At 53.9% G+C, this 25,806-nt stretch carries 29 protein-coding genes; 12 read left to right on the top strand and 17 right to left on the bottom strand.

Annotated features, from left to right (window positions below):
- Positions 1 to 329 precede the first annotated feature (329 nt).
- The 10 genes from CWO84_RS02805 (at position 330) to CWO84_RS02765 (ending at position 8,321) form a co-directional block, all read left to right on the top strand.
- Complete coding sequence (locus CWO84_RS02805) at positions 330 to 2,309, top strand: DEAD/DEAH box helicase family protein (RefSeq protein WP_205800333.1); 1,980 nt, start codon at positions 330 to 332, stop codon at positions 2,307 to 2,309.
- 6 nt (positions 2,310 to 2,315) lie between these two features.
- Positions 2,316 to 2,753 (top strand): hypothetical protein, encoded by a 438-nt coding sequence (locus CWO84_RS24590; protein ID WP_201799023.1) that lies wholly within the window; start codon positions 2,316 to 2,318, stop codon positions 2,751 to 2,753.
- 98 nt (positions 2,754 to 2,851) lie between these two features.
- Entirely contained in the window at positions 2,852 to 3,583 is a 732-nt protein-coding gene (locus tag CWO84_RS02800) for a restriction endonuclease subunit S (RefSeq protein WP_165385929.1), read from the top strand.
- On the top strand, positions 3,584 to 3,895 hold the full coding sequence (locus CWO84_RS02795; protein WP_033157927.1) for a hypothetical protein: 312 nt from the start codon (positions 3,584 to 3,586) through the stop codon (positions 3,893 to 3,895). It abuts the gene before it with no gap.
- Positions 3,892 to 4,185, top strand: coding sequence for a hypothetical protein (locus tag CWO84_RS02790; RefSeq protein WP_033157926.1), 294 nt, complete (start codon positions 3,892 to 3,894; stop codon positions 4,183 to 4,185). The genes CWO84_RS02795 and CWO84_RS02790 overlap by 4 nt, the downstream gene beginning before the upstream one ends.
- Before the next feature lie 2 nt (positions 4,186 to 4,187).
- A complete protein-coding gene (locus tag CWO84_RS02785) occupies positions 4,188 to 4,418 on the top strand; it encodes a hypothetical protein (RefSeq protein ID WP_033157925.1) in 231 nt (76 codons plus the stop codon).
- Complete coding sequence (locus CWO84_RS02780; protein ID WP_101051739.1) at positions 4,419 to 4,805, top strand: type II toxin-antitoxin system VapC family toxin; 387 nt, start codon at positions 4,419 to 4,421, stop codon at positions 4,803 to 4,805.
- An 8-nt stretch (positions 4,806 to 4,813) separates the two neighbouring features.
- Positions 4,814 to 6,745, top strand: coding sequence for an N-6 DNA methylase (locus tag CWO84_RS02775; RefSeq protein WP_033157923.1), 1,932 nt, complete (start codon positions 4,814 to 4,816; stop codon positions 6,743 to 6,745).
- Between the two features lie 182 nt (positions 6,746 to 6,927).
- Entirely contained in the window at positions 6,928 to 7,116 is a 189-nt protein-coding gene (locus CWO84_RS02770; RefSeq protein ID WP_033157922.1) for a hypothetical protein, read from the top strand.
- A 620-nt stretch (positions 7,117 to 7,736) separates the two neighbouring features.
- Positions 7,737 to 8,321 (top strand): DUF2799 domain-containing protein, encoded by a 585-nt coding sequence (locus tag CWO84_RS02765; protein WP_051670197.1) that lies wholly within the window; start codon positions 7,737 to 7,739, stop codon positions 8,319 to 8,321.
- A 157-nt stretch (positions 8,322 to 8,478) separates the two neighbouring features.
- Here the strand turns inward: CWO84_RS02765 and CWO84_RS25120 are convergent, their stop codons facing one another.
- The 5 genes from CWO84_RS25120 to CWO84_RS02750 form a co-directional block, all read right to left on the bottom strand.
- Positions 8,479 to 8,607 (bottom strand): hypothetical protein, encoded by a 129-nt coding sequence (locus tag CWO84_RS25120; protein ID WP_256438968.1) that lies wholly within the window; start codon positions 8,605 to 8,607, stop codon positions 8,479 to 8,481.
- 169 nt (positions 8,608 to 8,776) lie between these two features.
- On the bottom strand, positions 8,777 to 9,889 hold the full coding sequence (locus tag CWO84_RS02760; RefSeq protein WP_033157921.1) for an inorganic phosphate transporter: 1,113 nt from the start codon (positions 9,887 to 9,889) through the stop codon (positions 8,777 to 8,779).
- 10 nt (positions 9,890 to 9,899) lie between these two features.
- Positions 9,900 to 10,529, bottom strand: a complete 630-nt coding sequence (locus CWO84_RS02755) for a hypothetical protein (RefSeq protein WP_033157920.1) — start codon at positions 10,527 to 10,529, stop codon at positions 9,900 to 9,902.
- A 129-nt stretch (positions 10,530 to 10,658) separates the two neighbouring features.
- The gene (locus tag CWO84_RS25115) at positions 10,659 to 10,943 is read right to left on the bottom strand and encodes an FAD-dependent oxidoreductase (RefSeq protein WP_276308140.1); all 285 of its coding nucleotides are present in this window, start codon (positions 10,941 to 10,943) and stop codon (positions 10,659 to 10,661) included.
- On the bottom strand, positions 10,940 to 12,103 hold the full coding sequence (locus CWO84_RS02750) for an FAD-dependent oxidoreductase (RefSeq protein WP_276308139.1): 1,164 nt from the start codon (positions 12,101 to 12,103) through the stop codon (positions 10,940 to 10,942). Before CWO84_RS02750 ends, CWO84_RS25115 begins: the two co-directional genes overlap by 4 nt.
- A gap of 196 nt (positions 12,104 to 12,299) precedes the next feature.
- On the opposite strand from CWO84_RS02750, the gene CWO84_RS02745 reads away from it, so the two are divergent.
- Positions 12,300 to 13,682 carry an ethanolamine ammonia-lyase subunit EutB gene (locus CWO84_RS02745; RefSeq protein ID WP_101051737.1) on the top strand — a complete coding sequence of 461 codons (1,383 nt, stop codon included), beginning with the start codon at positions 12,300 to 12,302 and terminating at the stop codon, positions 13,680 to 13,682.
- A gap of 2 nt (positions 13,683 to 13,684) precedes the next feature.
- A complete protein-coding gene (gene eutC / locus CWO84_RS02740; protein ID WP_101051736.1) occupies positions 13,685 to 14,461 on the top strand; it encodes an ethanolamine ammonia-lyase subunit EutC in 777 nt (258 codons plus the stop codon).
- Between the two features lie 314 nt (positions 14,462 to 14,775).
- Here eutC and CWO84_RS02735 read toward each other — a convergent pair whose 3' ends face one another.
- From CWO84_RS02735 to arsD, 12 genes are all read right to left on the bottom strand, one after another.
- Positions 14,776 to 15,426, bottom strand: a complete 651-nt coding sequence (locus CWO84_RS02735; protein ID WP_101051735.1) for a hypothetical protein — start codon at positions 15,424 to 15,426, stop codon at positions 14,776 to 14,778.
- Positions 15,427 to 15,753: 327 nt separating this feature from the next.
- A complete protein-coding gene (locus CWO84_RS02730; protein ID WP_101051734.1) occupies positions 15,754 to 16,254 on the bottom strand; it encodes a hydrogenase maturation protease in 501 nt (166 codons plus the stop codon).
- Positions 16,251 to 17,762 carry a Ni/Fe hydrogenase subunit alpha gene (locus CWO84_RS02725; protein ID WP_101051733.1) on the bottom strand — a complete coding sequence of 504 codons (1,512 nt, stop codon included), beginning with the start codon at positions 17,760 to 17,762 and terminating at the stop codon, positions 16,251 to 16,253. The genes CWO84_RS02730 and CWO84_RS02725 overlap by 4 nt, the downstream gene beginning before the upstream one ends.
- A 12-nt stretch (positions 17,763 to 17,774) precedes the next feature.
- Complete coding sequence (locus tag CWO84_RS02720; protein ID WP_101051732.1) at positions 17,775 to 18,314, bottom strand: NADP oxidoreductase; 540 nt, start codon at positions 18,312 to 18,314, stop codon at positions 17,775 to 17,777.
- Positions 18,304 to 19,143 carry a 2Fe-2S iron-sulfur cluster-binding protein gene (locus tag CWO84_RS02715; RefSeq protein ID WP_101051731.1) on the bottom strand — a complete coding sequence of 280 codons (840 nt, stop codon included), beginning with the start codon at positions 19,141 to 19,143 and terminating at the stop codon, positions 18,304 to 18,306. The genes CWO84_RS02720 and CWO84_RS02715 overlap by 11 nt, the downstream gene beginning before the upstream one ends.
- A gap of 1 nt (position 19,144) precedes the next feature.
- On the bottom strand, positions 19,145 to 20,926 hold the full coding sequence (locus CWO84_RS02710) for an NAD(P)H-dependent oxidoreductase subunit E (protein WP_101051730.1): 1,782 nt from the start codon (positions 20,924 to 20,926) through the stop codon (positions 19,145 to 19,147).
- A 329-nt stretch (positions 20,927 to 21,255) separates the two neighbouring features.
- Positions 21,256 to 21,519, bottom strand: coding sequence for a hypothetical protein (locus tag CWO84_RS02705; protein WP_101051729.1), 264 nt, complete (start codon positions 21,517 to 21,519; stop codon positions 21,256 to 21,258).
- Between the two features lie 156 nt (positions 21,520 to 21,675).
- Positions 21,676 to 21,882 carry a hypothetical protein gene (locus CWO84_RS02700; RefSeq protein WP_101051728.1) on the bottom strand — a complete coding sequence of 69 codons (207 nt, stop codon included), beginning with the start codon at positions 21,880 to 21,882 and terminating at the stop codon, positions 21,676 to 21,678.
- Positions 21,883 to 21,945: 63 nt separating this feature from the next.
- On the bottom strand, positions 21,946 to 22,998 hold the full coding sequence (gene arsB / locus CWO84_RS02695; RefSeq protein WP_101051727.1) for an ACR3 family arsenite efflux transporter: 1,053 nt from the start codon (positions 22,996 to 22,998) through the stop codon (positions 21,946 to 21,948).
- Between the two features lie 21 nt (positions 22,999 to 23,019).
- Positions 23,020 to 23,466: an ArsI/CadI family heavy metal resistance metalloenzyme gene (locus CWO84_RS02690; RefSeq protein ID WP_101051726.1), complete on the bottom strand. Its 447-nt coding sequence runs from the start codon at positions 23,464 to 23,466 to the stop codon at positions 23,020 to 23,022.
- Between the two features lie 138 nt (positions 23,467 to 23,604).
- On the bottom strand, positions 23,605 to 25,416 hold the full coding sequence (gene arsA / locus CWO84_RS02685) for an arsenical pump-driving ATPase (RefSeq protein ID WP_101051758.1): 1,812 nt from the start codon (positions 25,414 to 25,416) through the stop codon (positions 23,605 to 23,607).
- 17 nt (positions 25,417 to 25,433) lie between these two features.
- Positions 25,434 to 25,790 (bottom strand): arsenite efflux transporter metallochaperone ArsD, encoded by a 357-nt coding sequence (gene arsD, locus CWO84_RS02680; protein ID WP_101051725.1) that lies wholly within the window; start codon positions 25,788 to 25,790, stop codon positions 25,434 to 25,436.
- Between the last annotated feature and the right edge of the window lie 16 nt (positions 25,791 to 25,806).

The raw sequence follows: 25,806 nt of genomic DNA, 5'->3' as shown, positions 1-25,806 counted from the left end.
TTATGAGTGGGTCGGGTAACTGTTAATCACTAGGTCGGCGGTTCGAGCCCGTCCGGGGGAGCCAAATAAATTAAGGCCTCACATCTAAATGTGGGGCTTTTTTTTGCCCGCGCCGGCCCTCCGCTGATCCGAGGGGCGTCTAGCTTCATCCAGTTCTGTCTATCTGATTCGAATATCCAAATTCGGTTTGGAATCAGATCAGCAACCCATTCAACTTGAAATCGACCTACTGATAAAATCCAGGGCAAGGATTTTTTAATGGGTTTGATAGACTATTACCCATCGGACGCCGTTTCCAATTAATTCTAAGATAGGGAAAGTCACCAAAAATGAGCTACAACGAAGCTGAAACCCGTTATTGGTTGATCGATCCCGTTCTGCGCGATAAAGGCTACGACGACGCCGGCAAACTAAAATTGGAAACACCCGCACCGGTGGAAGCGATCGGCCACAAAGGTCGCAGACGCCCCGGCGGCGGTCGCACTGATTATCTACTTTGCGTACAAACGCCCGATGCCACCAAACCGCTCCCCGTCGGTGTGCTGGAAGCGAAAAAGGAAGAGGCCGACCCGCTGCAAGGCATGCAGCAAGCCAAGGCCTACGCGGAATGCAGTCGCTTTCATGTGCAATACGTATTTGCCACCAACGGCCATCGTTATGGTGAGTTTGATAAAACTACCGGCTTGCAAACCGGGCCGCATGCGTTCAAAGAACACTTTCCAACGCACACCGCGCTAACCCAGCGCTACCTCAACGACACCGGCATCGACCTGCATAAACCGGAAGCGGCGCTGTTGTTCACCGCCGACAGCAAAGCCTATCCCAAGAGCCGCTATTACCAGGATGCCGCGATTCGCGCCGTGTTCGAGAAGATCCTGCATTGCGAACGGGCACTAAAGCCGTGTCGTGTTTTGCTGGCACTGGCCACCGGCGCGGGTAAAACGGTGATTGCCGCCAACTTGCTGTGGCGCCTGCAACAAGCCCAACGCCTGACCAAGCCGGCATTATTTTTGTGCGACCGCGACGAACTGCGCACCCAAGGCTATAACAAACTGAAAGCAGCCTTTGGCGATAGCGCCCGCATCGTCGAAACCGCCAGCGGACAAAACGCCGCCAAAAACGCCCGCGTGCATATCGCCACCTATCAAACCTTGGGTTTGGATGACGAGGAATCCGGCGCCAGCAGTTTTTTAACCGACCACTATCCGCCCGACGCCTTCAGCGTCATCATCATTGACGAATGCCATCGCTCCGCCTGGGGCCGTTGGTCGGAAGTCTTGCTGCGTAATCCTAACGCGGTGCAAATCGGCTTGACCGCCACGCCGCGCCAGTTGCGCGAATCCAAACAGCAAACCGCCGACGATGCCGCCATCACCGCCAACAATCTCAAATACTTCGGCGAACCGGTCTACGAATACACCTTGATTCAAGCGCAAGAAGACGGCTACCTCGCCGCCTGCGAAATCGTCAAACGCCAGGCCAGTATCGACAACATCAGCTATACCAAGCAACAAATACTCGACCTCAAACCCACCGACCTTCGCACCGGCAAACCCATTTGCGAGACGGATTTAAAAAAAGACCTCTACACCGCCAAAGACTTCGACGACGAAATCTTTATCGAGTTGCGCACCCCCACCATGTGCGCAGACTTGTTCGAGCAACTCTGCCGCCACGGCGGCCCCGAACAAAAAGTGATTATTTTCTGCACCCGCGACATTCATGCTGATCGCGTCGTGCAACAGATGAACAACCTGTACAGCCGATGGTGCAAACAGCACGGCAAAACCCCGAAAGACCTGTACGCCTTTAAATGCACCAACAAAGGCGGCCGCGACCTGATCCAGCCCATGCGCGGCTCCGGCGAACGCGCTTTCATCGCTTGCACGGTCGATCTGCTGGCAACCGGCGTCGACATCGAACGCCTCAATGCCGTGGTGTTCTTCCGCTACCTGGAATCCAGCATCTTGTTTTACCAAATGGTCGGACGCGGCACCCGCATCGACGAAGACACCCAAAAATACAAATTTTGGCTCTACGACTACACCGGCGTCACCGACTTATTCGGCACCGATTTCATCACCGCGAACAGCTCGGGCAAAAAGAAAAAATCGGGCGGCGATGATGAAGATGACGAGGATGACGACGGCGGTAATGATGGCGATGGAGGACAAGGCCATCAACCCTCGGTAGCAGAGATCAAAGGCCAATACGTCAGTGTCACCCCGCAAGGCCGTTACATTCTGACCCGCCGCGACGGCCGGGACGTGCAAATCCCCAGCGACGAATACCGCCGGGAAATCCTGTAGCGCGTGGTGAGCGAAGCGCACGACCTCAACCAGTTTCGGCAATTGTGGATAGAAGCCAAAAAACGCCGGCAATTGATAGACCATCTGCTGGGCGACCATTACTCGCCGGAAGTACTGCGCGAACTGGAAGACATGCAGGATTTTGACTATTACGACATCTTCGCCCACCACGGCTACCGCGCCCAAGCCTTGAAGCAGCCGCAACGCGGTCAGGCGTATATCGACAGCAATCAAGCCTGGTTCGACACCATGCCAAGCGACAGCGCCATGGTGTTGCGCGGCTTTGGTCTGCAATTTGCGCTGGGCGGCACCGAAGCTTTGGAAACGCCGGCGCTGTGGGACGTGCCGGACATTCAGCAGGCGGGTGGTTTGGCGGCGTTGAAAAAATTGGGAAAACCGGTGGAGGTGATTTTGTTGGCTAAGGGAAGGTTGTTTGGGGTATGAATTTTCAGAAAGTTGATACTCTTTGCGAGTTGGTGAGAGGTAGCAGTCCGAGGCCCCAAGGTGACAAGCGATATTACGGAGGAAATGTACCAAGATTGATGGTTGAAGACGTTACTCGCGACGGGATGTATGTTGTACCAAAGGTGGATTTTTTGACCAACGAAGGTGCTAAGCTCAGTAGACCCATGCTAAAAGGAGACTTGACGATGGTTGTAAGCGGTTCTCCGGGGTTGCCTTCTATTTTAGATGTTGATGCTTGCATCCATGACGGGTTTGTGGGGTTCAGAAATTTAGATCAACGAAAAATTATTACTGAGTTTCTCTACTTTTGGTTTCTATTTCAGCTGGTTGAAACTGATAAACATGCAACAGGCGCTATATTCCGAAATTTAACCACAGATCAAATAAAGAACTTCGATGTACCTATTATCGAAATAGAGAAACAGCATCAGGTCATAAAAAATCTCAAAACCCAACTAGCCGAAGTCGAAACCGCGCGGCAGGCTTTAGAAATCCAACAGCAAGAAATTGTCAAACTTGCCAATGCCTATATTCGCCAAAGCATCGAGCATTCCAAGGTTAGCGAATGCCCGTTAGGTGATGTTCTGGATGAAGTGAAAAAGGGCATTGGTGAACGTTGGGCCGATTACCCGGTATTGGGTGCAACCCGTGACGGCTTGGCCCCGGCCAAGGAGCCGCCGGGCAAACAACCGCAACGTTATAAACCGGTTTTCTCCGGTACCGTGTTTTACAATCCAATGCGTATCCTGATCGGCTCGATTGCCTTTGTCGATGACGACGATCAGCCCGGCATCACCAGCCCGGATTAAGTGGCGTTGCGGGGCAAGCCTGGGGTAGTCGACTCCCGCTGGTTTTATTACTGGCTACGTTCGCCTTACGGTGTGCAGTGCATCAATTCGCTGGCGCGCGGTGCAGTACGCGAACGGATGTTGTGTAATCGCCTTGCAGAAGGCTTCATTCAACTGCCACCGTATTCCGAGCAAGTCCGAATATCCGTTGCGCTGAAACAATTGCAACCGGTCAAGGCGGCCATTAAACAACAGCTTGACGACTTGAACAAAATCCCTGAACGGTTGCTGGCTAAGGCCTTCGATTTTAATCACGAAAGGAGATCGTCATGACCACCAAACATATCGCCGAACAGCACCATGCAACATTCGAGAATATCCGTCGGTTAGACGATAACGGTAACGAATTCTGGCTGGCGCGCGCCTTGTCCAAAGTCTTGGATTATTCAGAGTTCCGGCATTTTTTGCCGGTACTGGAACGGGCTAAAGAGGCCTGTCGAAACAGTGGTCAGCCTCTAGATGACCATTTCGAGGATGCCCTCGAAATGGTCGAAATCGGTTCCGGTGCAAAGCACAAACTGCTAATGTGGGCCTATGTAAAACGTGAATTGATGGAGTGTTAGCCATGTTGCAACAACAGCTGATTGAAGAAATCAAACAAATTCCCAGCGATAAGCTGGGCGAGATTTACGATTTGGTGCATTACTTTCGACTGGGTTTGGAGCGAGAAGCATCGCAGCCTGCCGCTACCGGACAACGACGTCCCATAGGCCTGGCCAAAGCCAGTTTTAAAGTGCCGGATAGTTTTTTTGCACCGTTACCAGCGGATTTGCTGGATGAATTTGAAGGGCGCTAAGTGAAAGTTTTATTGGATACCTGTGCTTTTCTCTGGTTGGCCAGCGATGACGCGGCATTGAGCGAAAAGGCCAAGACCGTGTTTCAAGATCCTGATAACACGGTGTTGTTAAGTAGCGTGTCGATTTGGGAAGTGTTGGTCAAGCATCAGTTGGGAAAGTTGCCACTACCTCCGGCACCCGAAGCGTTTGTTCGCCAACAATGCCGCGACCATTTGATCGATTATTTGCCGCTGGATGAAAAGGCCGTTTTCCAATTAAGTCGCTTGCCAACCTTGCACCGCGATCCTTTTGATCGCATGTTGATATGCCAAGCGATGGCACATGATTTGGTTATTTTGACTGCCGATAGTCTGATTAGCCAGTATCCCGTCGCGACGTTGTGGTGAGAAAAAACATGCTTGAAAAAGTTAAATCGGCACGCCGCGCCAAAGCCCCCAAAGCCATCGCCTCCACGCAATCGCTGTCGTCTTTCGTCAAAGCCATTTGCGACGTAATGCGCCGTTCCAATTGCGCCAGCGCCTTGCAATATGTGCCTGAACTGACCTGGATTCTGTTTTTGCGCATTCTCGATGCCCAGGAGCAAAAAGCCCTGGAACAAGCCGAAGCCTTGGGCAACGACTATTCGCCGGCTTTGCGGGCGCCGTATCGCTGGCAGGATTGGGCCGCGCCGTATTCCGATAAGCCGGATGCGCCGAAAACGCCGGAAGGTTATCGGTTTGGTTGGAAGCGGCAAGCCTTGTTCGAAGCCGGTGAAGGCAGTTTGTTCGATTTCATCAATAACCAATTGCTGCCGCATTTGCATCGGCTGGATGTCGACCCGCGCACTCAACTGCCTAACGCCAGCGCCAGCCCGAAGCAGCGCGTGATTGGCCGTATCATGACGGCGGTGGAAAAGGTGCGCGTGGATAGCGAAACCAATCTGTGCGACATTTTCGACAAGGTGCATGAAATCCACATCGATCATATCGACGACACCCATTTCTTTACCCTGTCGCAAGTCTATGAAGATTTGCTGCTGAAAATGGGCGAAAAGAACTCGGACGGCGGCCAGTTTTTCACGCCGCGCGAAGTGATTCGGGCGATGGTGAATGTGCTCGATCCGCAGCCGGGCGAAACGGTGTACGACCCCTGTTGCGGCACCGGCGGCTTTTTGGCGGTGGCTTACGAGCATATCGCCTATCAACTAGGGCAATCGCCGGCCTCGACGGTGTTGGAAACGCTGAAGCACGATACGTTTTTCGGTCGGGAAAAGGAAAATCTGGTATTCCCCATCGCCTTAGCCAACCTGATTTTGCACGGCATCGATCAGCCCAATCTCTGGCACGGCAACACGCTGACTGCTAAACAAACCTACGACGGTTTATTAGAACACGCGCCGGCAACCTTTGATGTGATCCTGACCAATCCGCCGTTTGGCGGCAAGGAAGGCACGGACGCGCAGAAAAACTACGATTTTGAAACCGGCTCCACGCAAGTGTTGTTTGTGCAGCATATCCTGGAAGAATTGAAAGCGCCGCTGGACGGTAAGCCGGGCGGGCGCTGCGGTATCGTGCTGGACGAGGGTTTGCTGTTCCGCACCAACGAAAGCGCTTTCGTGGAAACCAAACGTAAATTGGTGGATGAATGCGATTTGTGGTGCATCGTCAGTTTGCCGGGCGGGGTGTTTTCCACCGCCGGCGCGGGCGTTAAAACCAACCTGCTGTTTTTCCGCAAAGGTAGCAAAACCGAGCGCATTTGGTATTACGACTTGTCGCAAGTCAAAGTCGGTAAAAAGTCGCCGATGACGTTGGCGCATTTCGGTTTTGATCGACACGGCGGCCTATTGAGCGATGCCGAATTGCCGTCCACACTGACCGCCGACTGGCTGGCGGTGGAAGAAAATAACGACAAGCTCTTCCCGTCGTTTGCCCGTTTGCTGGCGAAACACGGCACGCCGGAAGCCGACAGCGATTTTTCCTGGACGGTCGATTTCGCCGCCCGCCGCGCAAAAGCCCGCGCAGACCTACAGCCCTTTATCGACGAAGCCAACCGGCTAACCGAAGAACTATTGCCGTTACGGGAAACCTTGAAGGCATTCAAACGCGACAAAGCCGGCAAGGACAAAATCGCCGCCGCTGAAGACGCGATTAAAACCACGGAAAAAGCCGTCCGCGAAGCCCAGGCCAAAGCCAGCGACATCGACGCCGCCGTTTTCGACCTGAAAGCTGTGAATCCGCATGCCAAAGCCGTTACTGATACCCGTACCGTGCAGCAGATTATCGACAACATCAATCATCAAGGCGAGATAGTCGCGCGGGCTATGGCGAATTTAGCAGCCATGATCTAACGCTGCGTCGTTCCGAATGCATGGTAATAACCTGGGTTTGTAACATCGAACGAAGGACTTATGCATTTTGCTCAAGTGCTAGGAATTTTTGTAAATGCTGTTGAACTCGCTTTTTGTCACATTGATGTCATAAGGTATTTGTAAGCTAAAGCTTCAAATAAATAAAAATATGAGTCAGGAAAATGAGCGAATTTTTCAACAAGAAGCCGATGGAGCTTTTGGAGATTGAACAAGTGGTTAACGAATTGATGGAAGACTTGAGCCACCCGGTGAATAACAAAAGACATCCTTACCATCGAGATTGTGTTCAAGCGTTTAATGATTTGATGGCACATGCGGACACTATTCGCCAGCATTGGGCTTCTCATTAGAACGATCTCAAAGCTCTACGGTCATCGGCCATGCTCACGCCAGAAGTAAAGCGCCCGGTTTTGGATTGGCTGTCGCGTAGGTATAGGATTACGCTAATGATTGTTGTAGATCAAAAAATCCCTTATTTTTAGGCCTATAGTGGCTGCGTCTTCACAGCACAATAGGTTCAGAAATACGATGACGGCAGAGCTGCAACTTAAACGTTACCATGTCTTTTTTGAAGATCTTACGCACCCTGGATTCGGTTGCCATCGCGATGAATCCGGCGTCGTAACGATCACGCTTTATCGATTGCGCTTATCTATTTACGGTCGGACATTCAACCGCCGTTGGAAATAATCTCTAAATAGCGCGCTGAACAGCCTCTGCCGCATTCTGTAGAGGCCATGGCGTGTTGCAGTTCTAAATTCGCGGTCTTTAGGGCTTTCAGTTAATGGTTTTGACTGGCAGCCATCCCAACTTTCCCGGTAGTAGTCATTGGCATTTTGGCCTGAATCGATTTTGCCGTGGGCCCGCATCTGTTCGTCTAATTTTCAATGTTGACTATAATTTCCAGCGATTCCAGTTCAGTTTCAGGATACCTGGGGCTTCAAGCCATTGCGGCTGTTCTGGCGGTGCGGTGAATCTTTATTGGGAAGACAAAATCATGGTGAAGCGCTTAACGGGGTATTTATGTGTTGTGTTTTTTACCGGCTGTGCAACGCTTAGCCAACAAGACTGCAAGCGGGGTGATTGGTTTGGTTTAGGGGTTCAAGACGGCCGTTCTGGAGAGGCGAGTGAGCGGTTGAGCGAACACCGAAAAGCATGCTCCGAATACGGTGTGGCGGTGAATGATTCGCAGTATTTTGCTGGCCGCGAACAGGGTATAAGAGAATACTGTCGTATCGATAACGCTTTTGAAGTGGGATTGCAAGGCCATGATTACCGCCATGTTTGCCCGCCATCGATTGATGGTGTATTCAGCCGTTACCACGCAGCGGCTTACGCTGTACATAGAGAACGCGCCGAACTGGATAGGATAGATAACGAACTTTCCAGCAAAGAAATCAGCTTGGGGGATAACAAGTTAAACGACAAAGACCGGGCCAGAATTCGTAACGATATAAGTCAACTGCGGCGTAACCGAGATCGGGCTCGGGATGATCTTTACTATCACGAACGGCAACTCAACGAGTTCCGCCATGAGTCTCAGTCTTATCGCTGAGTGGCTTCTTGGGATTCGGGACGATTCGTTGCAAGTATCCGGATTAAGCACAGATAATTCGTTAGCAAAACGCGGTATCTGTTAGGCAAGCTAGGCACTGATAATTTTTTGAATTAACTCTGCCTTTAAGTTGCCTGGCAGCGTCTTTGTCTTTAACTCATTCTCTCGGTTCGGGTTTGCCGTCGTTCAGTCTTTCCTGCTTGTCTTTCTCAAACTCGTGTTTAACGAAAAACAGGCCACCCATCAAGCCCAACAGCATTACGACTTCCAGTATTTCTCTCATCATTTCAGCCACCTTTCGTTTAGGAAAAAGCCTTGTTACTTCAGTGGGGTGACTAATGATTTTTTGGACGGGCTACAAGAATAAGGTTTTTACAACATTAGTTTCCCTCGTCAGACAGATTACCCTGGGAATTTGCATAGTCAATGATGAAGCTGATAGTCAAATTAGCGGCTTACTGCAACAGCGGCAATAAACTCACCATGCCCCAGGCTATGCCGCCGGCGGCGGGAATCGTCAGAACCCAGGCCCAAACAATCCGTTCGATCACGGAAAGTTTCAGGGTATAGGGATTTTTGGCAAAACCGACACCCATGATTGCTGTAGAGATACTATGCGTGGTGGAAACCGGCATGCCGAAATGTGCGGCGGCCAATAGAATGGTGGCGGAGCTGGTTTCCGCCGCGAAGCCGTTGATTGGGTGCAGTTTGACCATTTTGTGGCCAAGGGTCTTGATAATCCGCCAGCCGCCCACCGACGTGCCGAGCGCCATGATCAAGGCGCAACTGAACACGATCCAGGTGTCGATGTCTTTTTCGCCGCCGTCCGGACGCAGGAACTCCGCCCAACTGGGCAGCTGATCGAGCGTGCCGGCGTTATTGGCCGCAAAAATGGCCAGCGCAATGATGCCCATGGTTTTTTGTGCATCGTTACTGCCGTGGGCAAAGCCCATATAACCGGCCGATAGCAATTGTGCTTTTCCGAACAGCGCATTGATCCATCTCGGCCGGGAGATTTGCGCCATGACACCGCCGGCGGAATTCATGCCGCTGATGATCGCCATCAACAAACCCATGATCAAAATGCCCAAGGTGAAGCCGGCAATTGGCGAGCTGATCATCGGGATCACCACTTTCCAGAGCAGGCCTTTGTTTTCGGTCCACACCAATGCGGTTTTCGACCATATCAACACATCGGGATTATTGTGCCCCGCCGCCAGAGCTGCGCCGCATAAGCCGCCGATCAAGGCGTGGCTGGAAGAAGAGGGCAAGCCCAAGGCCCAGGTGATCAGATTCCAGATAATCGCCCCGGTCAGTGCGCAAATCAACACTTCGGAGGTAATCGTCACCATGCCGGTATCGACCAGCCCTGAGGAAATGGTTTTGGCTACCGCGGTGCCGGATAAGGCGCCGACCAGATTGGTCACGGCAGCCAGGATCACCGCCTGGGTGGGGGTTAATACTTTGGTGGCGACTACCGTGGCAATCGAGTTGGCCGTGTCGTGGAAACCGTTGACGAACTCGAATATCAGTGCCGCCAGAATGACCAGCAAAAGCAATGTCAGCATGACGGAGCCACTAAGAATTTTTTAATACGATGTGGTAAACCACGTTGCCGGCATCGCGACAGCGGTCAATGGCTTTTTCCAGGATTTCGAACAAATTGGTTTTTACCAGATAACGGATCGGATCGGTTTCGTTGGCGTAGACGTCGCGATACAGCTCAAGTATCTGTTCGTCGGCTTCCGCTTCAATCGTTTGCAGTTGATCGTTGAGTCTTTTGACTTCGTCCAAATCCATGCCTTTGCGCAGTTGACCAACCATTTGTTCCAAAACTTGGCAGGCTTGTTCCAGCATGACAGCGCGGCTGTTGAAATCGACATCGCCGATCCGCTCCGATGCCAGCGTATAACGCTCGGCAAATTTTTCGACGACTTTCGGAATCTTATACAGCGCGCCGTTTAGGGCTTCGATATCCTCGCGGTCCAGGACGGTCACAAAGGTATTGACTAATTCCTCGCTGATTTGGCCGAATAAATTCTTTTCCCGGCGCCGTGCCTGTTTAAATTTTTCTAATGACTGTTGGGTGGTGGGTGTGCTTAGCAGTTCTATCAAGGCTTTGGCCGAGGCGTGTGCCGATTCCGCACTAGCTTCAAGCAATCCATAAAATTTATCGCCTTTGCCAAAGATGGTTTGTAGAGAGAACATGGTGTACCTTAATTGTGACGGTTTTGTTGCATATTGTATAACAGCGTGGCGGCATGTGCAGAAACTGTCGGCAATTTGCCGACCGCATGCGTAGCGGATGTCATCCGGCGCTAAACTGCCAAACGCGGGTTAATCGCGTTTTTGCAAAATGTCCTTAACCGCGCGTATTGCCGATTGGCTGGCGCCGTTGGAGTGGCTGTCCTCGGTAAAGTCTCCGGCAAAATAGACGCGGCCCTGCGGTTTTCTTAACGACTCAGACAGGCTATCGAAGCGTGACCGGCCGACCGGCCATGATGCTATCGCGCGCGGATGGTAACGGTAAAAATTCATCCGTTTGACCGACTCCCGGAAGCCCGGCCACTGTTTGTCAAACGCCGCCAGCAAAGCTTCTCGAATCTGGTCCGGATCGCTCATCCGCGAGTTAAACCGTTCTGCGTCCGCACCGCTAACAATAAATTCAACAGCGCATCGGCGCCGGATTTTGATCCGCCCTCATAAATTACCCCCAAAGGACTGTCGGTCATAATCGGCAATATGCTGTCGCCGTCGCGGGTCCAGAAGCTGCTGGCGGCCTTATCCACCGTGACGTGCGCCGTAAAGTAGGCGCCGGCCGATTGGGTTTGGATAGCCTGTTTTCGCTCGGCGCTCAACGGCGGAGCGAACTGAATGTCGTTGAGCCGGAATAATGGAATGGCAGTGATCACGTATTTGGCGCGGAATAGCTTTTGCCGCAGACTGCTTTGGTCGGACGTAAGCACTTCCACATTTTTATCGGTGGCGGTGATATGAGTGACTTGCTGGTTGAGCAGGATGCGGTCCCGGCCGATAAAATCGGCCAGCGCCCGCACGGCGCGTTGATTGCCGCCGACTACATGGCGTGGCGCGAGACCGTCGCCGGAAAAATAATGCCATTCGGCAATGCCGTCCAGCGCGCTGATTTTTCGCCAGGAGGTGGCGTATTCCGGTTCGGTTTCAATGCGCACCAGTTCTTGAGCCTTGGGTGAGAGGCCGCTGGTGCTTTCGATCCAGTCGGCGAAGGAAATTTCTTGCAGCGCCAGCATTGCCTGGGGCAAGGGTCGTAAACTCAATTGCCGGTAAAGCTCGGCCATTTTGGCGTCCCAGCGTTGATAGGCTTGCAATTCGCCGCTATCCAGCACCGATGCCAGAAACTCCTGGTTGGTATTTTGCGTAAACGGATACAGCTTGCCCTGGTAATAAAAACTGGAAAAACTGCTGTAAGCCGTTTCCATCGGCACATGTAAATCCCGGAAAATCTCGACAGCCGGGTTATTTTCCCAAAACTCTTCCAGACCCACTTCGGCATGCGTGCCGTCCGGGTAAGTAGCGGTGCGGATACGGCCGCCAACACGCGGACTCATTTCCAAAATCACGGCGGTTTTGCCGGCTTTCTTTAAATGATAGGCCGCACTCAAACCCGACAGGCCGGCGCCGACGATCAACACATCGGCGGTAAGTGGTTCGGCGGCTAAGGTAACGGAGCGTAGGCCTAGCGACAGGGCCAACGCAATGAAATAGATGGAACGGTTGAGTTGCTTGAGGGATAGGGTGGTCATCTGCGTCGCCTCTGCGTGTTTATGGGTTGCCAGCCGTTTGCCGTTGGAATTGGCAGCGAATTCTCGCTACGGTACGAGCCAAATATTGCAGGCAAATGACTTGATGGTAACTAAAGGTCTGCTGCCGGCTATGTCACATAATAGTCACAAACTTGTCGTATTCTCGCGTTTTACCCCATCGTAAGCTGCCCGACTGATGAAATATTCCGCAACCGCACACGGCAAAAGCTTTCATTTTCGCGATTTGCGTACCTTGCTGGCCAAGGCTACGCCGCGCCGGGCAGCGGATGAGTTGGCCGGTTTGGCGGCGGATTCCGAAGTGGAGCGGGCTGTTGCTCAGCGAGTTTTGGCCGACGTACCCTTAAGGCGGTTTATCGAAGAGCCTTTGATTGCGCCGGAACTGGATGAAGTCTCGCGCTTGATTCTGGAACGGCACGATGCGCAAGCGTTTGTGCCGATTGCGAGTTTAAGTGTGGGCGAGTTTCGCGATTGGCTGTTAACCGAGCAGAATGATTTGGCGGCAATCTCGGCCGGGCTGATGCCGGAAATGGTGGCCGCGGTCAGCAAAATCATGCGCAACCAGGATTTGATTGCCGTGGCGCGCCGTTGCCAGGTGGTTACCCGCTTTCGCAGCACGATCGGCTTGCCGGGCCGCTTATCTACCCGCCTGCAACCCAATCATCCGACCGACGATCCGCGCGGCATTGCGGCAAGTATTTTGGATGGCTTGCTCTACGGCAGCGGCGATGCGGTGATCGGCATCAATCCTGCCACCGACAATCTGCACAACGTCCACACCTTGTTAAATTTGCTGGACGAGATCATCGCTCAGTACCAAATTCCCACCCAATCCTGCGTACTGGCCCACGTGACTACCAGCATGGAGTTGATGCGGCGCGGTGCGCCGCTGGATTTGCTGTTTCAATCTATCGCCGGTACCGAAGCGGCCAATTGCAGTTTCGGTATCGATCTGGCAATGCTCCGCGAAGCGAAGGCCATGGCGGAAAATTTGGGCCGTGCGAGTGCCGGCCAGCAGTTGATGTATTTCGAAACCGGGCAGGGTAGTGCCTTATCCGCCAATGCCCATCACGGTATCGATGCGCAAACCTGCGAAGCGCGGGCTTATGCGGTCGCCAGGGCGTTTGATCCGCTCTTGGTCAACACTGTTGTCGGCTTCATCGGTCCGGAATATCTCTACGACGGCAAGCAAATCATCCGCGCCGGTCTGGAGGATCATTTTTGCGGCAAGCTGTTGGGTGTGCCGATGGGCTGTGATATTTGTTACACCAATCATGCCGAGGCCGATCAGAACGATATGGATACCCTACTGACGCTGCTGGGCGTGGCCGGCTGCAACTTTATAATGGGCATCCCCGGTGCCGACGACGTGATGCTGGCGTATCAAAGTACCTCGTTTCACGATGCGTTGTACCTACGACAAGTATTGGGCTTGCGGCCGGCGCCGGAGTTCGAGGCTTGGTTGCAGCGGATGGGTATTTTCGACGGTCAAAACCAGTTGGCCGCTACGCGGAACGCCACGCCACTGCTGGCCAACTTTCGTGGCTTGACGAGGGCTTAACGATGAATGATCCTTGGATTACCTTACGGCAATTTACCCAGGCCAGAATTGCGCAAGGCCGGGCTGGTTGCAGCCTGCCGACGGCAGCGCTACTGGAATTTCAATTGGCCCACGCGGCTGCGCGGGATGCGGTGCATCAAGTTTGGGATGTGGCAGCATTTGCCGAAGGCTTGGAAAGCATGGATTTGGAGCCGCTGGTACTCGCGACACCGGTCGTCAGCCGCGCCCAGTATCTGCAACGTCCCGATTGGGGGCGTTGCCTGGCACCGGACAGCCGGGAACAACTGATGGCGAGCAAGCAATCTGCAATCGACGTTGCCTTGATTGTCAGTAATGGCTTGTCATCCGCTGCACTGGATGCGCACGGCTTGCCGTTGCTCGGGGCCATCGCTGACGCTTACCTGGCCAGCAATCTGCGACTGGGGCCGGTGTGTTTGGTGCCCAATGGTCGGGTGGCCTTGGCCGACGAAATCGGTGAATTATTGAACGCGCGCCTGGCGGTAATCATCGTCGGCGAGCGGCCCGGTCTAAGCGCCGCAGACAGTCTGGGGATTTACCTCACCTACGCCCCGCAAGCCGGCAACACAGACGCCGAGCGCAACTGCATCTCCAATATTCGCCCGCCCGCCGGCCTGAACTACAGTGCTGCCGCATCCAAACTGGTTTATTTGAGCAAGCAGGCGCTGCAACTGGGTTTTTCGGGGATAGCGTTGAAGGACGATATGCCGGCGCAGTGGCTTACCGAGATTGGCGGCGCGGAGTTGTTAAACAAACTCTGAACCAGTTGATTACGCCAAGGCAAAAGTGGCTCGGCAGCTGCTCCCGCATCCTGACAGTCGACACAATGTGCCATTTTCTGTTCGAATCGGCGGAAGATTTCATGGCAGCTTTCATGTCGCATGCCGCCCAATTAAACCGATTTAGGACCGGTGATGCCGCTCAATAACGTGTTGATTTCGGTGCAAGCCGGCGACTTGACGAGACTTGATCAATGATGGCCGGAGAGATGATTGGCCGATTGGGCTGCCATAGCTCGCTGAACCTGCGCTTTCGTCGCAATGCAGTTGGCCGCTATTGCAGTTAGAGGGGGCGGCTAGAAAGGGTCCAACAACACCGGCGCTTTGCCGAACTCGGTCTTGTATTCGCCGTTTGGCACATACCAACCGGGGCCTTGAGAGCCGTTCATCCAAGCCACGCGCTTGCCTTCCGAGGCCCATTTCTCAAGTTTCTCGCCGCTTTTGGTCAGGTAGTCGGATGCGTAACAAACGGTATTCAGCCAGGGGTCGATGATTAGCCAGGATTGGGCGATCTTGCGTTTGGTGAAATCGGCCATCGAAGCATAGTCTTGCGCCGAATCGGGGATTGCTTCCTGGGAAACCAGGCAAAAGGCGTGGTCGCCTTTGTCGTGAACGTAGCAGATATAGAGTAAGTCGCGTTTGATATTGTAGATTTTCTTAGCGTAATAAGCGCTCAAGACTGCCATCTCTTCGCAGTTGCCTGATCGATCCGCAATAGTCATCTTGACCAATTTCTCGGCCAAGTCCAAGTGCGATGTGCTGCCGTTGAGCCTGTGTTTGCCAGACTCGCGCGCTTGCTGATATCGGGTCTTGCCTTTTGCGCTCATACTCACTAGAACGGCATGCCCGGCAAGGTCCACGTCGTAAAGCTTGTTACTGGATTTATGGCCTTTTTTAAAGAACTCTCTGACTAGAACCTTGATTTTTTCGCCTTCGTCCACCAGCATGGTTGCACCCTCTAGAGTTTGATTCTTGGCAATTGCAAGCGCCCCGCTCTCCGCTGTCCCGGTGGGCAAACGGGCGGGCCTCACACCCGGTATTGCGTTCTCGGCGTTGTCTCGTAAGTATAGTTGAAACCCGAATGGTTTATGGGGATCTCTAAAAGTCCACGATTAAACAGATTCGGAGCCTACCTTGTAAGGACGAGCTGTACCCATTGCGCTTGCAGCAATTTAACGATTCGAAACAGCCGTTTTTTTACGTGTTCGGTGATAGCGAATGGACCGATTGCCATAGAGCCGCTGCCGGTAGTTACAACCTTCGATGTCTATAAGTTAAGCGTTGGAGCTGTTTATTCCCCGCTTTGCAACAGAGGGTAACTCGCGAGACGGCCTTTGTTTCAGAAACTCGGTTATAAACCGACAAGCCTCTATTAAATTAGCCGCGCAGCGTTCGCTTAACCCGCTGCCCAGTTCGAAGGCTTCAGCTTGAATGCTTAATAAATAGCAGGGTGGCGGTGCTTGTTTGCCGACGGCTGCATAGACTGACAGCAGCGCGGCTGGGCTCAGCGCATGGCTGGAGTAACTGTGGTCTTGGGCTGGGGTTAACGGGGTAAAGGTGAAACTTTCCGGGCAATCTACCGCTGCGTCCACAAACACCACCAATTCACGGCCTTGTATATCCAGCGCATGTTCGATTTGTAACTGAAAATCGCTGAGCAATTCGATATTGCTCAGGTCCAGATGCTCGGCCAGATAATCCAAAAGCAAAGGGCCGACGGCGTCGTCGCCACGGCTGGGGTTGCCGTAACCGAACACCAGGATGGGTTTTGTCACGCGCTACCGTGAATGAATTCGCCGCTGCTGTGTCGCACCAGTTTGTCCACCAACTTGCCGTCCGCGTCGACCAATTCCAACTGCAAGGGCATCTTGCCGACCGCATGCGTGGCGCAGGATAGGCAAGGGTCGTAGGCGCGAATCGCCACTTCCAGATTATTCAGCAAAGGCTCGGTCAATTCGCGGCCGGACAAATATTCCGCCGCGACTTGCCGCACAGACTCGTTCATCGCCGTGTTGTTGCTGGTGGTGGAGACGATCAGATTGGCTTTGGTGACAATGTCGTTTTCGTCGATTTGGTAATGATGAAACAGGGTGCCGCGCGGCGCTTCGATCACACCTATGCCTTCGTAGCGCTTTTCGCCTTTGGCGACCAGGTCGTTACTCAGCAAATCCGGATCGTCCAGCAAGGTTTGGATGCTTTCTGCGCAATGTAGCAATTCGATCATCCGCGCCCAATGAAAGGCCAGCGTGCTGTGTACCATGGTTGCGCCGCCGTGTTGCTTGAATTCGACGCGGGCGGCTTCCGCCAGTGGCGTGTCGATAAAATCGCAATTGTTGACGCGCGCCAACGGTCCCACCCGATACCAGCCATCGGCTTTACCCTGCGCCGTCAGGTAGGGGAATTTCATATAAGTCCAGGAACGGACTTCTTCGCGGATCAACTCCGGATAGTCGCAGTAGTCGTAGTGGTCGACCAGGGTTTCGCCTTGCGGGTTTTTCACCCTAATCCCGCCGTGATAAAGCTCCAGCGCACCGTCAGGTTTGGTCAAATTCAGGTAGTTGCTGCGGATGGTGGCGAAGTCGTCGTAATAGGGCAGGTTGGAGGTGTGGACTTTTGTGACCAGTTGCAAAGCGCCTTGCGCCCAACTCACGATTTGGCCGATGTCTTGTTTCAGATAATCGCGCTCGTCGGTGCTCAGCGCTTTGTTCATGCCACCCGGTATCGCGCCGGTGCCGTGGATGCGCTTGCCGCAGACCATGCGGATCACTTCCTGGCCGTATTTGCGCAGTTTTACGCCTTGCAGGCCAATATCCGGATAATCCGCCAACACGGCGACGATGCTGCGTTTGCCGATCTCGCTTTCAAAACCGAACAATAAATCCGGGCTGGATAGGTGGAAAAAATGCAAAGCGTGCGATTGCAACACCTGGCCGAAATGCAATAAGCGCCGCAACTTGTCCGCCGCCGGCGGCAAATTGGTCGGATCGACGCCGACCAACTGGTCGATGGCTTTGGCTGCGGCCAGATGGTGGCTGACCGGGCAGATGCCGCACAAGCGCTGCACCATGACCGGTAGCTCCCAGTAAGGGCGGCCCTGGATGAATTTTTCGAAGCCGCGAAATTCGACGATGTGCAGGCGGGCTTGCTGGACTTGATTGTTTTCGTCGAGCAGCAGCGTGACTTTGCCGTGGCCTTCCACGCGGGAAACCGGATCGACAGCGACCCGTTTTAACTTGCCGGCTTCGACCAAGGCCGGATCGGCGGTTTCAAGATATTCGTACACGGGGTTCCTCCGTTAGTCGTAATGGACTAACTCGTAAGGTAAAGTCGGGTCGCGGCCTTCGATCAATGCGCTGAGGTAGTGCCAAAACACATCGGCGGACGGCGGACAGCCGGGCATAAAATAATCGATCTTGACGATCTCGTGGACCGGCCGCACTTTGTCCAGCAGCAAAGGCAATTCCGGGTCGCTGGGTATCTGCGGATTGTCCACGCCGATGCCGTCCTGGTAGGCTTCCAGCAGGCAGTCTTCCAGCTTGAAAAAGTTGCGCAGCGCCGGTAGGCCGCCGTTGATGGCGCAAGCGCCGACGGCGATCAGAATTTTGCAGTTATTGCGAAACTCGCGCAGCACATGCACGTTTTCAGAATTGCAAACCCCGCCTTCGATCAGGCCGATGTCGCACGGGCCGCAATGCTCGATGTCGGTGAGCGGTGAGCGGTCGAATTCGACGACATCCGCCAATTTCAGCAAACGCTCGTCAATATCCAGAAAGGACATATGGCAGCCGAAGCAGCCAGCCAAGGATGTGGTGGCGATTTTAATCTTAGCGGCCATGTTTGATATCCGGAGCGGGCGGCATGGTCGCCGCGTAGTGGGAGTCCGGGCCACCGTTCTGCTGAGCTGACTCCGCCAGCTTGGTCGGGTCGCAGCTTGGGTAGCCGCTGGCCTCGCCGGCTTTGATAACCGCCTTTTCGCAGGCGACTTCGCTGATGGGTCGCCCGTCGTAGATACGTTCACCAATCGGTGCCAGATAGGCGCTGCGTTTGATCAGAATCGCGCCGGTCGGGCAGACATGGGCGGCCTCGTCGTCGACACTAATCTCGCTGTCTTTCAGCTTGCCGCTAGGCGAGTTGATGACCAGGCGTTTGTGGATGCCGCGCCCGGCAATGCCGAACACCTCCTTGCCGTCTTTTTCCTTGCTGGCGCGTACGCACAGATTGCAGAAAATGCAGCGGTCGTGGTCGATCAAAATATCCGGGTGCGAGGCGTCCAGCTCCCGCTGCGCATAAAAATGCGGGTAGTGGTTGTCCAGCATGTTCTGATGGTAGGCCACGGCCTGTAACTGGCAATTGCCGGATTTTTCGCAAGAAGGACAGAAATGGTTGCCTTCCACGAACAGCATCTGCGTGATGCGCTGGCGGTCGTGTTGCAGGTCGGGGCTGTTGCTGATGACGGTTTGGCCGTCGGCAGCCGGCAGGGTGCAGGCGGTATTGGTGCGGCCGTTGACTTTAACCGTACAGAGTTTGCAACTGCCGTAAGGCGCGTAGCCGGGCCGGTGGCATAGATACGGAATGTAGACGCCGGCGGTGCGCGCCGCCTCGATAATGGTTTGGCCGTCGCTGAACGGTACGGCGATGCCGTCGATGCAAAGAGTGCCGCTCATCTCAATTCTCCACTTGCGATAAATGCGCTGCGTCGTCGTCGCGCTGTGCCATACGGCGGGCCACGGCCAGGGTGGCGTCCAAGTCAAAACCCGGGGTAAAACTGCTCTGCTTTAATTGCTTAAGATACAGCTCCGGATAGCTGGCCAGGGTACTTAGAATCGGATTGGCGGCCGAATCCCCCAAACCGCAATGGCTGTTGTTTTTGACGACCAGGCATATCTCGTTGAGTTCTTCCAGGTCGACCGCAGCGCCGTTGCCTTCGACAATTTTCCGCAGCTGATTTTTCAACAGTGTGGTGCCGACCCGGCACGGCGTGCAAAAGCCGCAGCTTTCATGGGCAAAGAAATCGGTAAAGTTTTGCACGATGTCGAAAATATTGCGGCTGTTGTTGAACACCATAAACGAGCCGGCGGTGGACAGGTCCTCGAAGGCTATGCGCCGTTGCAATTCCTTATTGGAAATAAAGGTGCCGGACGGCCCGCCGACTTGCACACCCAGCACGTCATCCGCACCGCAGTCTTGCAAAATCTCTTCAATTGATGTGCCGAACGGGTATTCGTAAATGCCTGGTCGCGCGCAGTCGCCGCTGATGCTGAGCAGTTTGCTGCCGGTGGATTGCGGGGTGCCGACTTCCGCAAACCATTGCCCGCCTTGTATGGCGATGTGGGTGGCGGCGAAAAACGTTTCGACGTTGTCCACCACGGTAGGTTTGCGTTGATAGCCGCAGATTACCGAGTTGGGCGGCTTAACCCGAGGTATACCGGGCTTGCCTTCCAGCGACTCGATTTGCGCGGACGCTTCGCCGCAGATATAGGCACCGGCGCCCATGCGGATTTCGATGTCAAAATCAAAGCCGCTGTGGCCGAGAATATTGCGCCCTAGCAATCCGTTATCGCGGCGGCGTTTCAACACCCGTTGTAATTGTTCGTAGAGAAATAAATATTCCGCGCGCAAATACAGTAAGCCTTGATCCGAACCAATAATCGCCGCGCACAAGGTCATGCCTTCAAAGACTTGGTCGGCATACAGATCGAGCAGCATCCGGTCCTTAAACGTACCGGGTTCGCCCTCGTCGGCGTTGCAAATCACGTAGTGCGGCGTAGCAGTTTGTTGAGCGCAGGTCCGCCATTTCAACGCGGTTTTAAAGCCGGCACCGCCGCGGCCGCGCAGATTGGAACTGTCCACTTCCGCCAGGGTTTCCGTCAGGCCGCGGGCAAAGGTCGCCCTTATCGCCGCGCCGTTTTCGAATGGCTGGTTGAGCAACAGGCCGGGTTTGCGGAGCGGCTCTTCCACCGCAAAGAACTCCGGTGGCCAATCGCTTAACGGCGCTTGTTGTTCGATCAGTTTGGCGATGACATCGATTCTGGCAGGGTCCAGACGGGTCAACGCATAGCCGTTAACCAAACCGGCCGGGCCTTGGTCGCACATGCCGGTGCAGGAGGTATTATTCAAACTGACCAGCCCGTCCGCGCGGACTTCACCCACTTTGACGTGCAACTTTTCCGCCAGGTAATTCAGCAGTTTTTCCTTGCCTAGCATCCGGTCGGTAATCGAATCGCTGATATGAATGTCGTAACGGCCCTGTGGTGTCAGGTGCAAGAAACTATAGAATTCCGCGACGGCAATAATCTGCGTACGGGGAATATGCAGGGCTGCGGCCAATTGTTCGATAGCCGAGTTGGGAATATGCAGGTACTGCGCCTGCACGGCCCTTAGCATCTGCAAGAGCCTTTCCGGTTTATAGTCCGCCTCTGCAAGTACGGATCGAATAAAACTATTCATCGTCGAGTTCTGGGCAGTTGTTGAATCGTTGTGTCCCATTGCAATTGAAAAATCAAAGGCCATCTACACACCACTCTTAATTTGGCGCTAGATTTTTCAAATCGTTCACTGGCAGTTATTTGGCGGGGCGCCTCCACAAGACGCCTTGTCGGCGGCGATACATTCCGCTTGCCAACTGAAAGTGTCTGCCCGGTCTCTCCAAGCGTCAATGCAGACAACTCAAGCGCGCGATGCCTATCGATACCGCCACGGAAGCTGTGCAAATTCGCCGTCATCCATGGCGCAATACTAAACAAATAAGCCAGGCGTGGACAGCAAAATATTGCCGGTTAAAACCGGGCAACAGCGGCGAAGGGGTTGCGGCGTTGGCAAGAAATACGCTTTTTACCGGGCTCCCGCTCACAGTCATGCGTGCGGGTTTGGTAACAAAGTGCGCAACGGTTCAAGCGGCGCTGGTAACGGCCATAGGCACTGAAAATCAAACGCTCCAGGCGATCCAATGCCGTAAGGTTGGGAGCCAACAGCCCAATCTGTCTGGCATGCAATGCCGCATAAAGCTGCCGGGCTTGATCGATTAAAATGTCATTGTCCATAGTCATAACCTGACTTAATCGCTGATGAGTCCAAAAAAACCGCGTTGGCATGTGCGATTGAACATGCCTGGCTGAATTATCAAACAGGCTTGTTCTGATAGCTTTGACTTCAATCAACGCCGCTTAAAATTGTTGGCGATTTTGATCCGGCTGACACTAATTGGCTTCCTCTGAGTCGGTAGCCAGGCACTGTTCGACGACACGGCGGCTTAACACTTCATCTTGCAGCATGATATTCACCATACACGCCACCACCGTACGGGTTTTTAAGCCGTTAAAGCGGGAAAAGTTTTTCAGTTGGTCGTAAGTGGGTTCTTCCACCGCAATTTTCTTTCTATCGTTTTTCGATTTATCAGTAGCCATGAGCGTGTTCCTTTGTAAGGTTAAAGAGGGGTAATGCAGTCGTTGGGTAAACGTTTTGCTATTTTAAATCATCCCCTGTTTACGGAAAAAGAAAGCCACATTGACTAGGGCGATCATCACCGGCACTTCGATCAAGGGTCCAATCACCGCGGCAAACGCCGCGCCGCTATTAATACCAAACACCGCCACCGCCACCGCAATCGCCAATTCAAAATTATTGCTGGCGGCGGTAAACGCCAGTGTGGTGGTTTTGCCGTAACCGGCGCCGATGGCTTTACCCAGCCAAAAGCTGAGCAAAAACATCACCACGAAGTAAATCAACAGCGGTATCGCAATCCGCACCACGTCCAGCGGCAATTGCACAATCAAATCGCCTTTTAACGAGAACATCACCACGATGGTAAACAGCAGGGCGATCAAGGTCAGTGGGCTGATTTTCGGGACGAAATGCTGGTGATACCAATCCTTGCCTTTGGCTTTGACCAACAGAAAGCGCGTGCTAAAGCCGGCGATAAATGGAATGCCCAGATAGATGAATACGCTCTTGGCGATTTCGCCAATCGTAATATCAACCAGACTACCTTGCATGCCGAACAGGGGCGGCAGCACGGTGATGAACAACCAGGCATAGACGCTGTAAAACAAGACCTGGAATACGCTGTTAAATGCCACCAAGCCCGCCGCGTATTCATTATCGCCGTTGGCCAATTCGTTCCAGACGATGACCATCGCGATACAGCGCGCTAGGCCGATCAGGATCAGGCCCACCATGTAGTCGGGATAATCGCGCAGAAACACGATAGCCAATACAAACATCAACACCGGGCCGAGCAACCAGTTTTGCAGCAAGGACACGGCCAATATCCGCCAGTTGCGAAACACGTCGCCAAGTTCTTCGTAACGGACTTTGGCCAGCGGCGGATACATCATCACGATCAAGCCGATGGCTATCGGGATATTGGTGGTGCCGACCGACACCGCCGCGTTGAAGTCGGTTACTTCAGTGGGAAACAGAAAACCGATGCCGACGCCAAGCGCCATGGCAATAAAAATCCATAAGGTCAGGAAGCGATCGAGAAAGGATAAGCGGGTGTTGGGGCAATGCGGGGTGCTCATTTAAATCTCCAAGTCAGCTATTTATTGTGCAGCGTTATCGGCTGCCGGCGGTTTGCAGCAACTGCTGGCGGGTTCAAGTTGCAACACTTGATCGTCGCCAAATAAGGGAATAGTTTGCAAGGAGTGGAAGGCTTCCCAGGCGATGCCTTGCGGATCGACAGCCCAGTATTTGTCGGACTGGGCATAGCAGCAGTTGGCTTGTTTTTGCGCGGCGACCGGCAACTCGGCGGCGGCCAGGTTTTCCTGAACTGCTTCCAACTCCACACCCGATTCGACTTGTATACCCAAATGATCCAACCCCGGCTGGCGGCCGCGGCTGGAAATCGCGAAATTGACGCGCGGATCGTCCAATAGCCACTTGGCGTAATCGGCTTCGCGCACGCTCGGTGCGCTTTGAAACAGTGCACTGTAAAAGTCGATATTTTTTGCCAGATCATCGACGGCGAGATGGATATGCAGGCGTTTCATCGCGTTTGCTCCGGGGTAAAGAGTGAATGAGATTGGAGATTAGCTAGCATTGTTTAGTGGGGACCTCTGAAAATTCCCTCTCCCGCAGGGAGAGGGCTAGGGTGAGGGATGTAAATAACTGATTTTAATCCCCTCATCTCAACCTTCTCCTTTATGATCCGTAGGTACTAAAGGAGAAGGAGTTTGGCCGTCGGCCAATGCCAGCAAGCGTTCCACACCTGTCGGTTCGTCCTGCAACAATGGCACCAGCGCGTAGCGGCTGGCATGCCGATTGGCGACGGCAGCGATTTCCGGCAATTCATTGGCCGCGCGTTGGCGTAACAGCGACGAATGCACGGTGCTTGCGGCCACGCTATTGTTAATCACCCAGGCCCAGGGCTCGATGCCGGCCCGGCGTAAATCGTCTTGCAAATGAGCGGCTTCCAGTACCGGCGTGGTTTCCGCTAAAGTGGCGATCAGCACCTTGGTTTGACGCGGGTCCTGCAACTGCATCATCGGCGTGGTGAAATGCTGATTGGAATCGCCCATCTGCCGCGCCACCTCGCGATGGTAAGCGCCGGTAGCGTCCAATAGCAGTAAGGTATGGCCGGTAGGGGCGGTATCCATCACCACGAATTTCTTGCCGGCTTCGCGGATGATGCGGGAAAAGGCTTGGAAAACGGCAATTTCTTCGGTACACGGCGAGCGCAAGTCTTCTTCCAGCAAGGCGCGGCCTTGTTCATCCAGTTTGGCGCCTTTCGTGGCCAGCACATGCTGACGGTAGCGTTCGGTTTCCGCATGCGGATCGATTTTGCTGACTGTCAGGTCCGACAAAGCCCCGTTTAGCGTGTCCGTTAAATTGGCGGCTGGGTCGGAGGTGGTCAGATGCACCGGCAAACCGCGTCGTGCCAGTTCCACCGCCAACGCGGCAGCCAGGGTGGTTTTGCCGACGCCACCTTTGCCCATCAGCATCACCAGGCCATGACCGTCGGCGGCAATCTCGTCCACCAATTTAGATAGATCAGGCGCGGGTATGGCCGGCATCACTTCACTGTCAGGCATTGCTAGCGGTGCGGCATTGCTAAGCAATTGTCTGAGAGCCGTCAGTCCAACCAGATTGAAGGGCTTTAATTCAATGCGGTCCATCGGTAGGCTATTTAACGCTACCGGCATGTCGGCCAAAGCATGTTGCTCGCGTTGGTAGATGGCATTCGCCAGCGGGTCTTGTGCGATTTCGCTTGCCGGCAAGATGCCATTGATGGCCAAATATTGTTGCGTTAAGCCGATGGCGTCTAATTCTTCATGGGTGCGGGCTACTTCGCGCAATGTCGATGGTTGGGCGCGGGCGACCAGGATCAAACGGCTGCGTTGCGGATCGGCCAAGGCGTCGACGGCGGCTTTATATTGGCTACGCTGTTTTTCCAAACCGGCCAGGGGGCCTAAGCAAGAGGCATCGCCTTTGCCTTGCTCCAAAAAGCCGCTCCAGGCACCCGGCAATTGCAACAGGCGGATGGTGTGGCCGGTCGGGGCGGTATCGAACACGATATGGTCGTAGCCGGCGGTCAAATCAGAGTCGGTTAATAGTGCGGTGAATTCGTCGAATGCCGCAATTTCCGTGGTGCAGGCTCCGGACAGCTGTTCTTCTATGCCTTTAACGATGCTGTCCGGCAACACGCCCCGCACCGGGCCGACGATACGGTCGCGATAGGCTTGCGCCGCCGCTTGCGGATCGATTTCCAATGCCGCCAGGCCGGACACCGCCGGAATGGCGGTGATCTGATTGCCGATGGCGATGCCAAATACCTGGCCGACGTTCGAGGCCGGATCGGTACTCACCAGCAATACCTGTCTGCCGGCATCCGCCAATTTTACGGCCGAGGCGCAAGCGATAGAGGTCTTGCCCACACCGCCCTTGCCGGTAAAAAACAGAAAACGCGGCGCTTGATCGAGGAATTTGCAATCGCTGTTCACAGCGCTATCACCAGAAGTTAACAACAGCTGCTGCCGCTGCAACAGCCGGATGGGCTTGACTGTTCAGCTACGCTAATGGCCGCCCAACGCGCCAATTCGGTTCGATTCGGATAGCGGCCCGCCAACGCGACTTCACCATCCACCAAAATCAACGGTAGGGCATCGGCGCCGGAACGCTCCAAAAACGCTTTAACCACCGGGTTTTCGGCAAACGCCAACGGGGTTTGCGCCAGATTAAAGCGCTCAATGTCCGCGCCGTTTTGTTTGGCCCAATCGACATCGGCGGCAAAACCCACTAACTGCTGATCGACTTCCACACCGCAAACGCCGGTGCTGCAACACAATGCAGGATCAAATATTTGAATACTGGTCATAAGGAAACTCCTTAAC

It is taken from the genome of Methylomonas sp. Kb3 (genome assembly GCF_002834115.1).
GTDB classification, from domain to species: Bacteria; Pseudomonadota; Gammaproteobacteria; order Methylococcales; family Methylomonadaceae; genus Methylomonas; species Methylomonas defluvii.
Note: the sequence above shows the minus strand (reverse complement) of the source record. Positions and strands in the feature narration are given on the sequence as shown.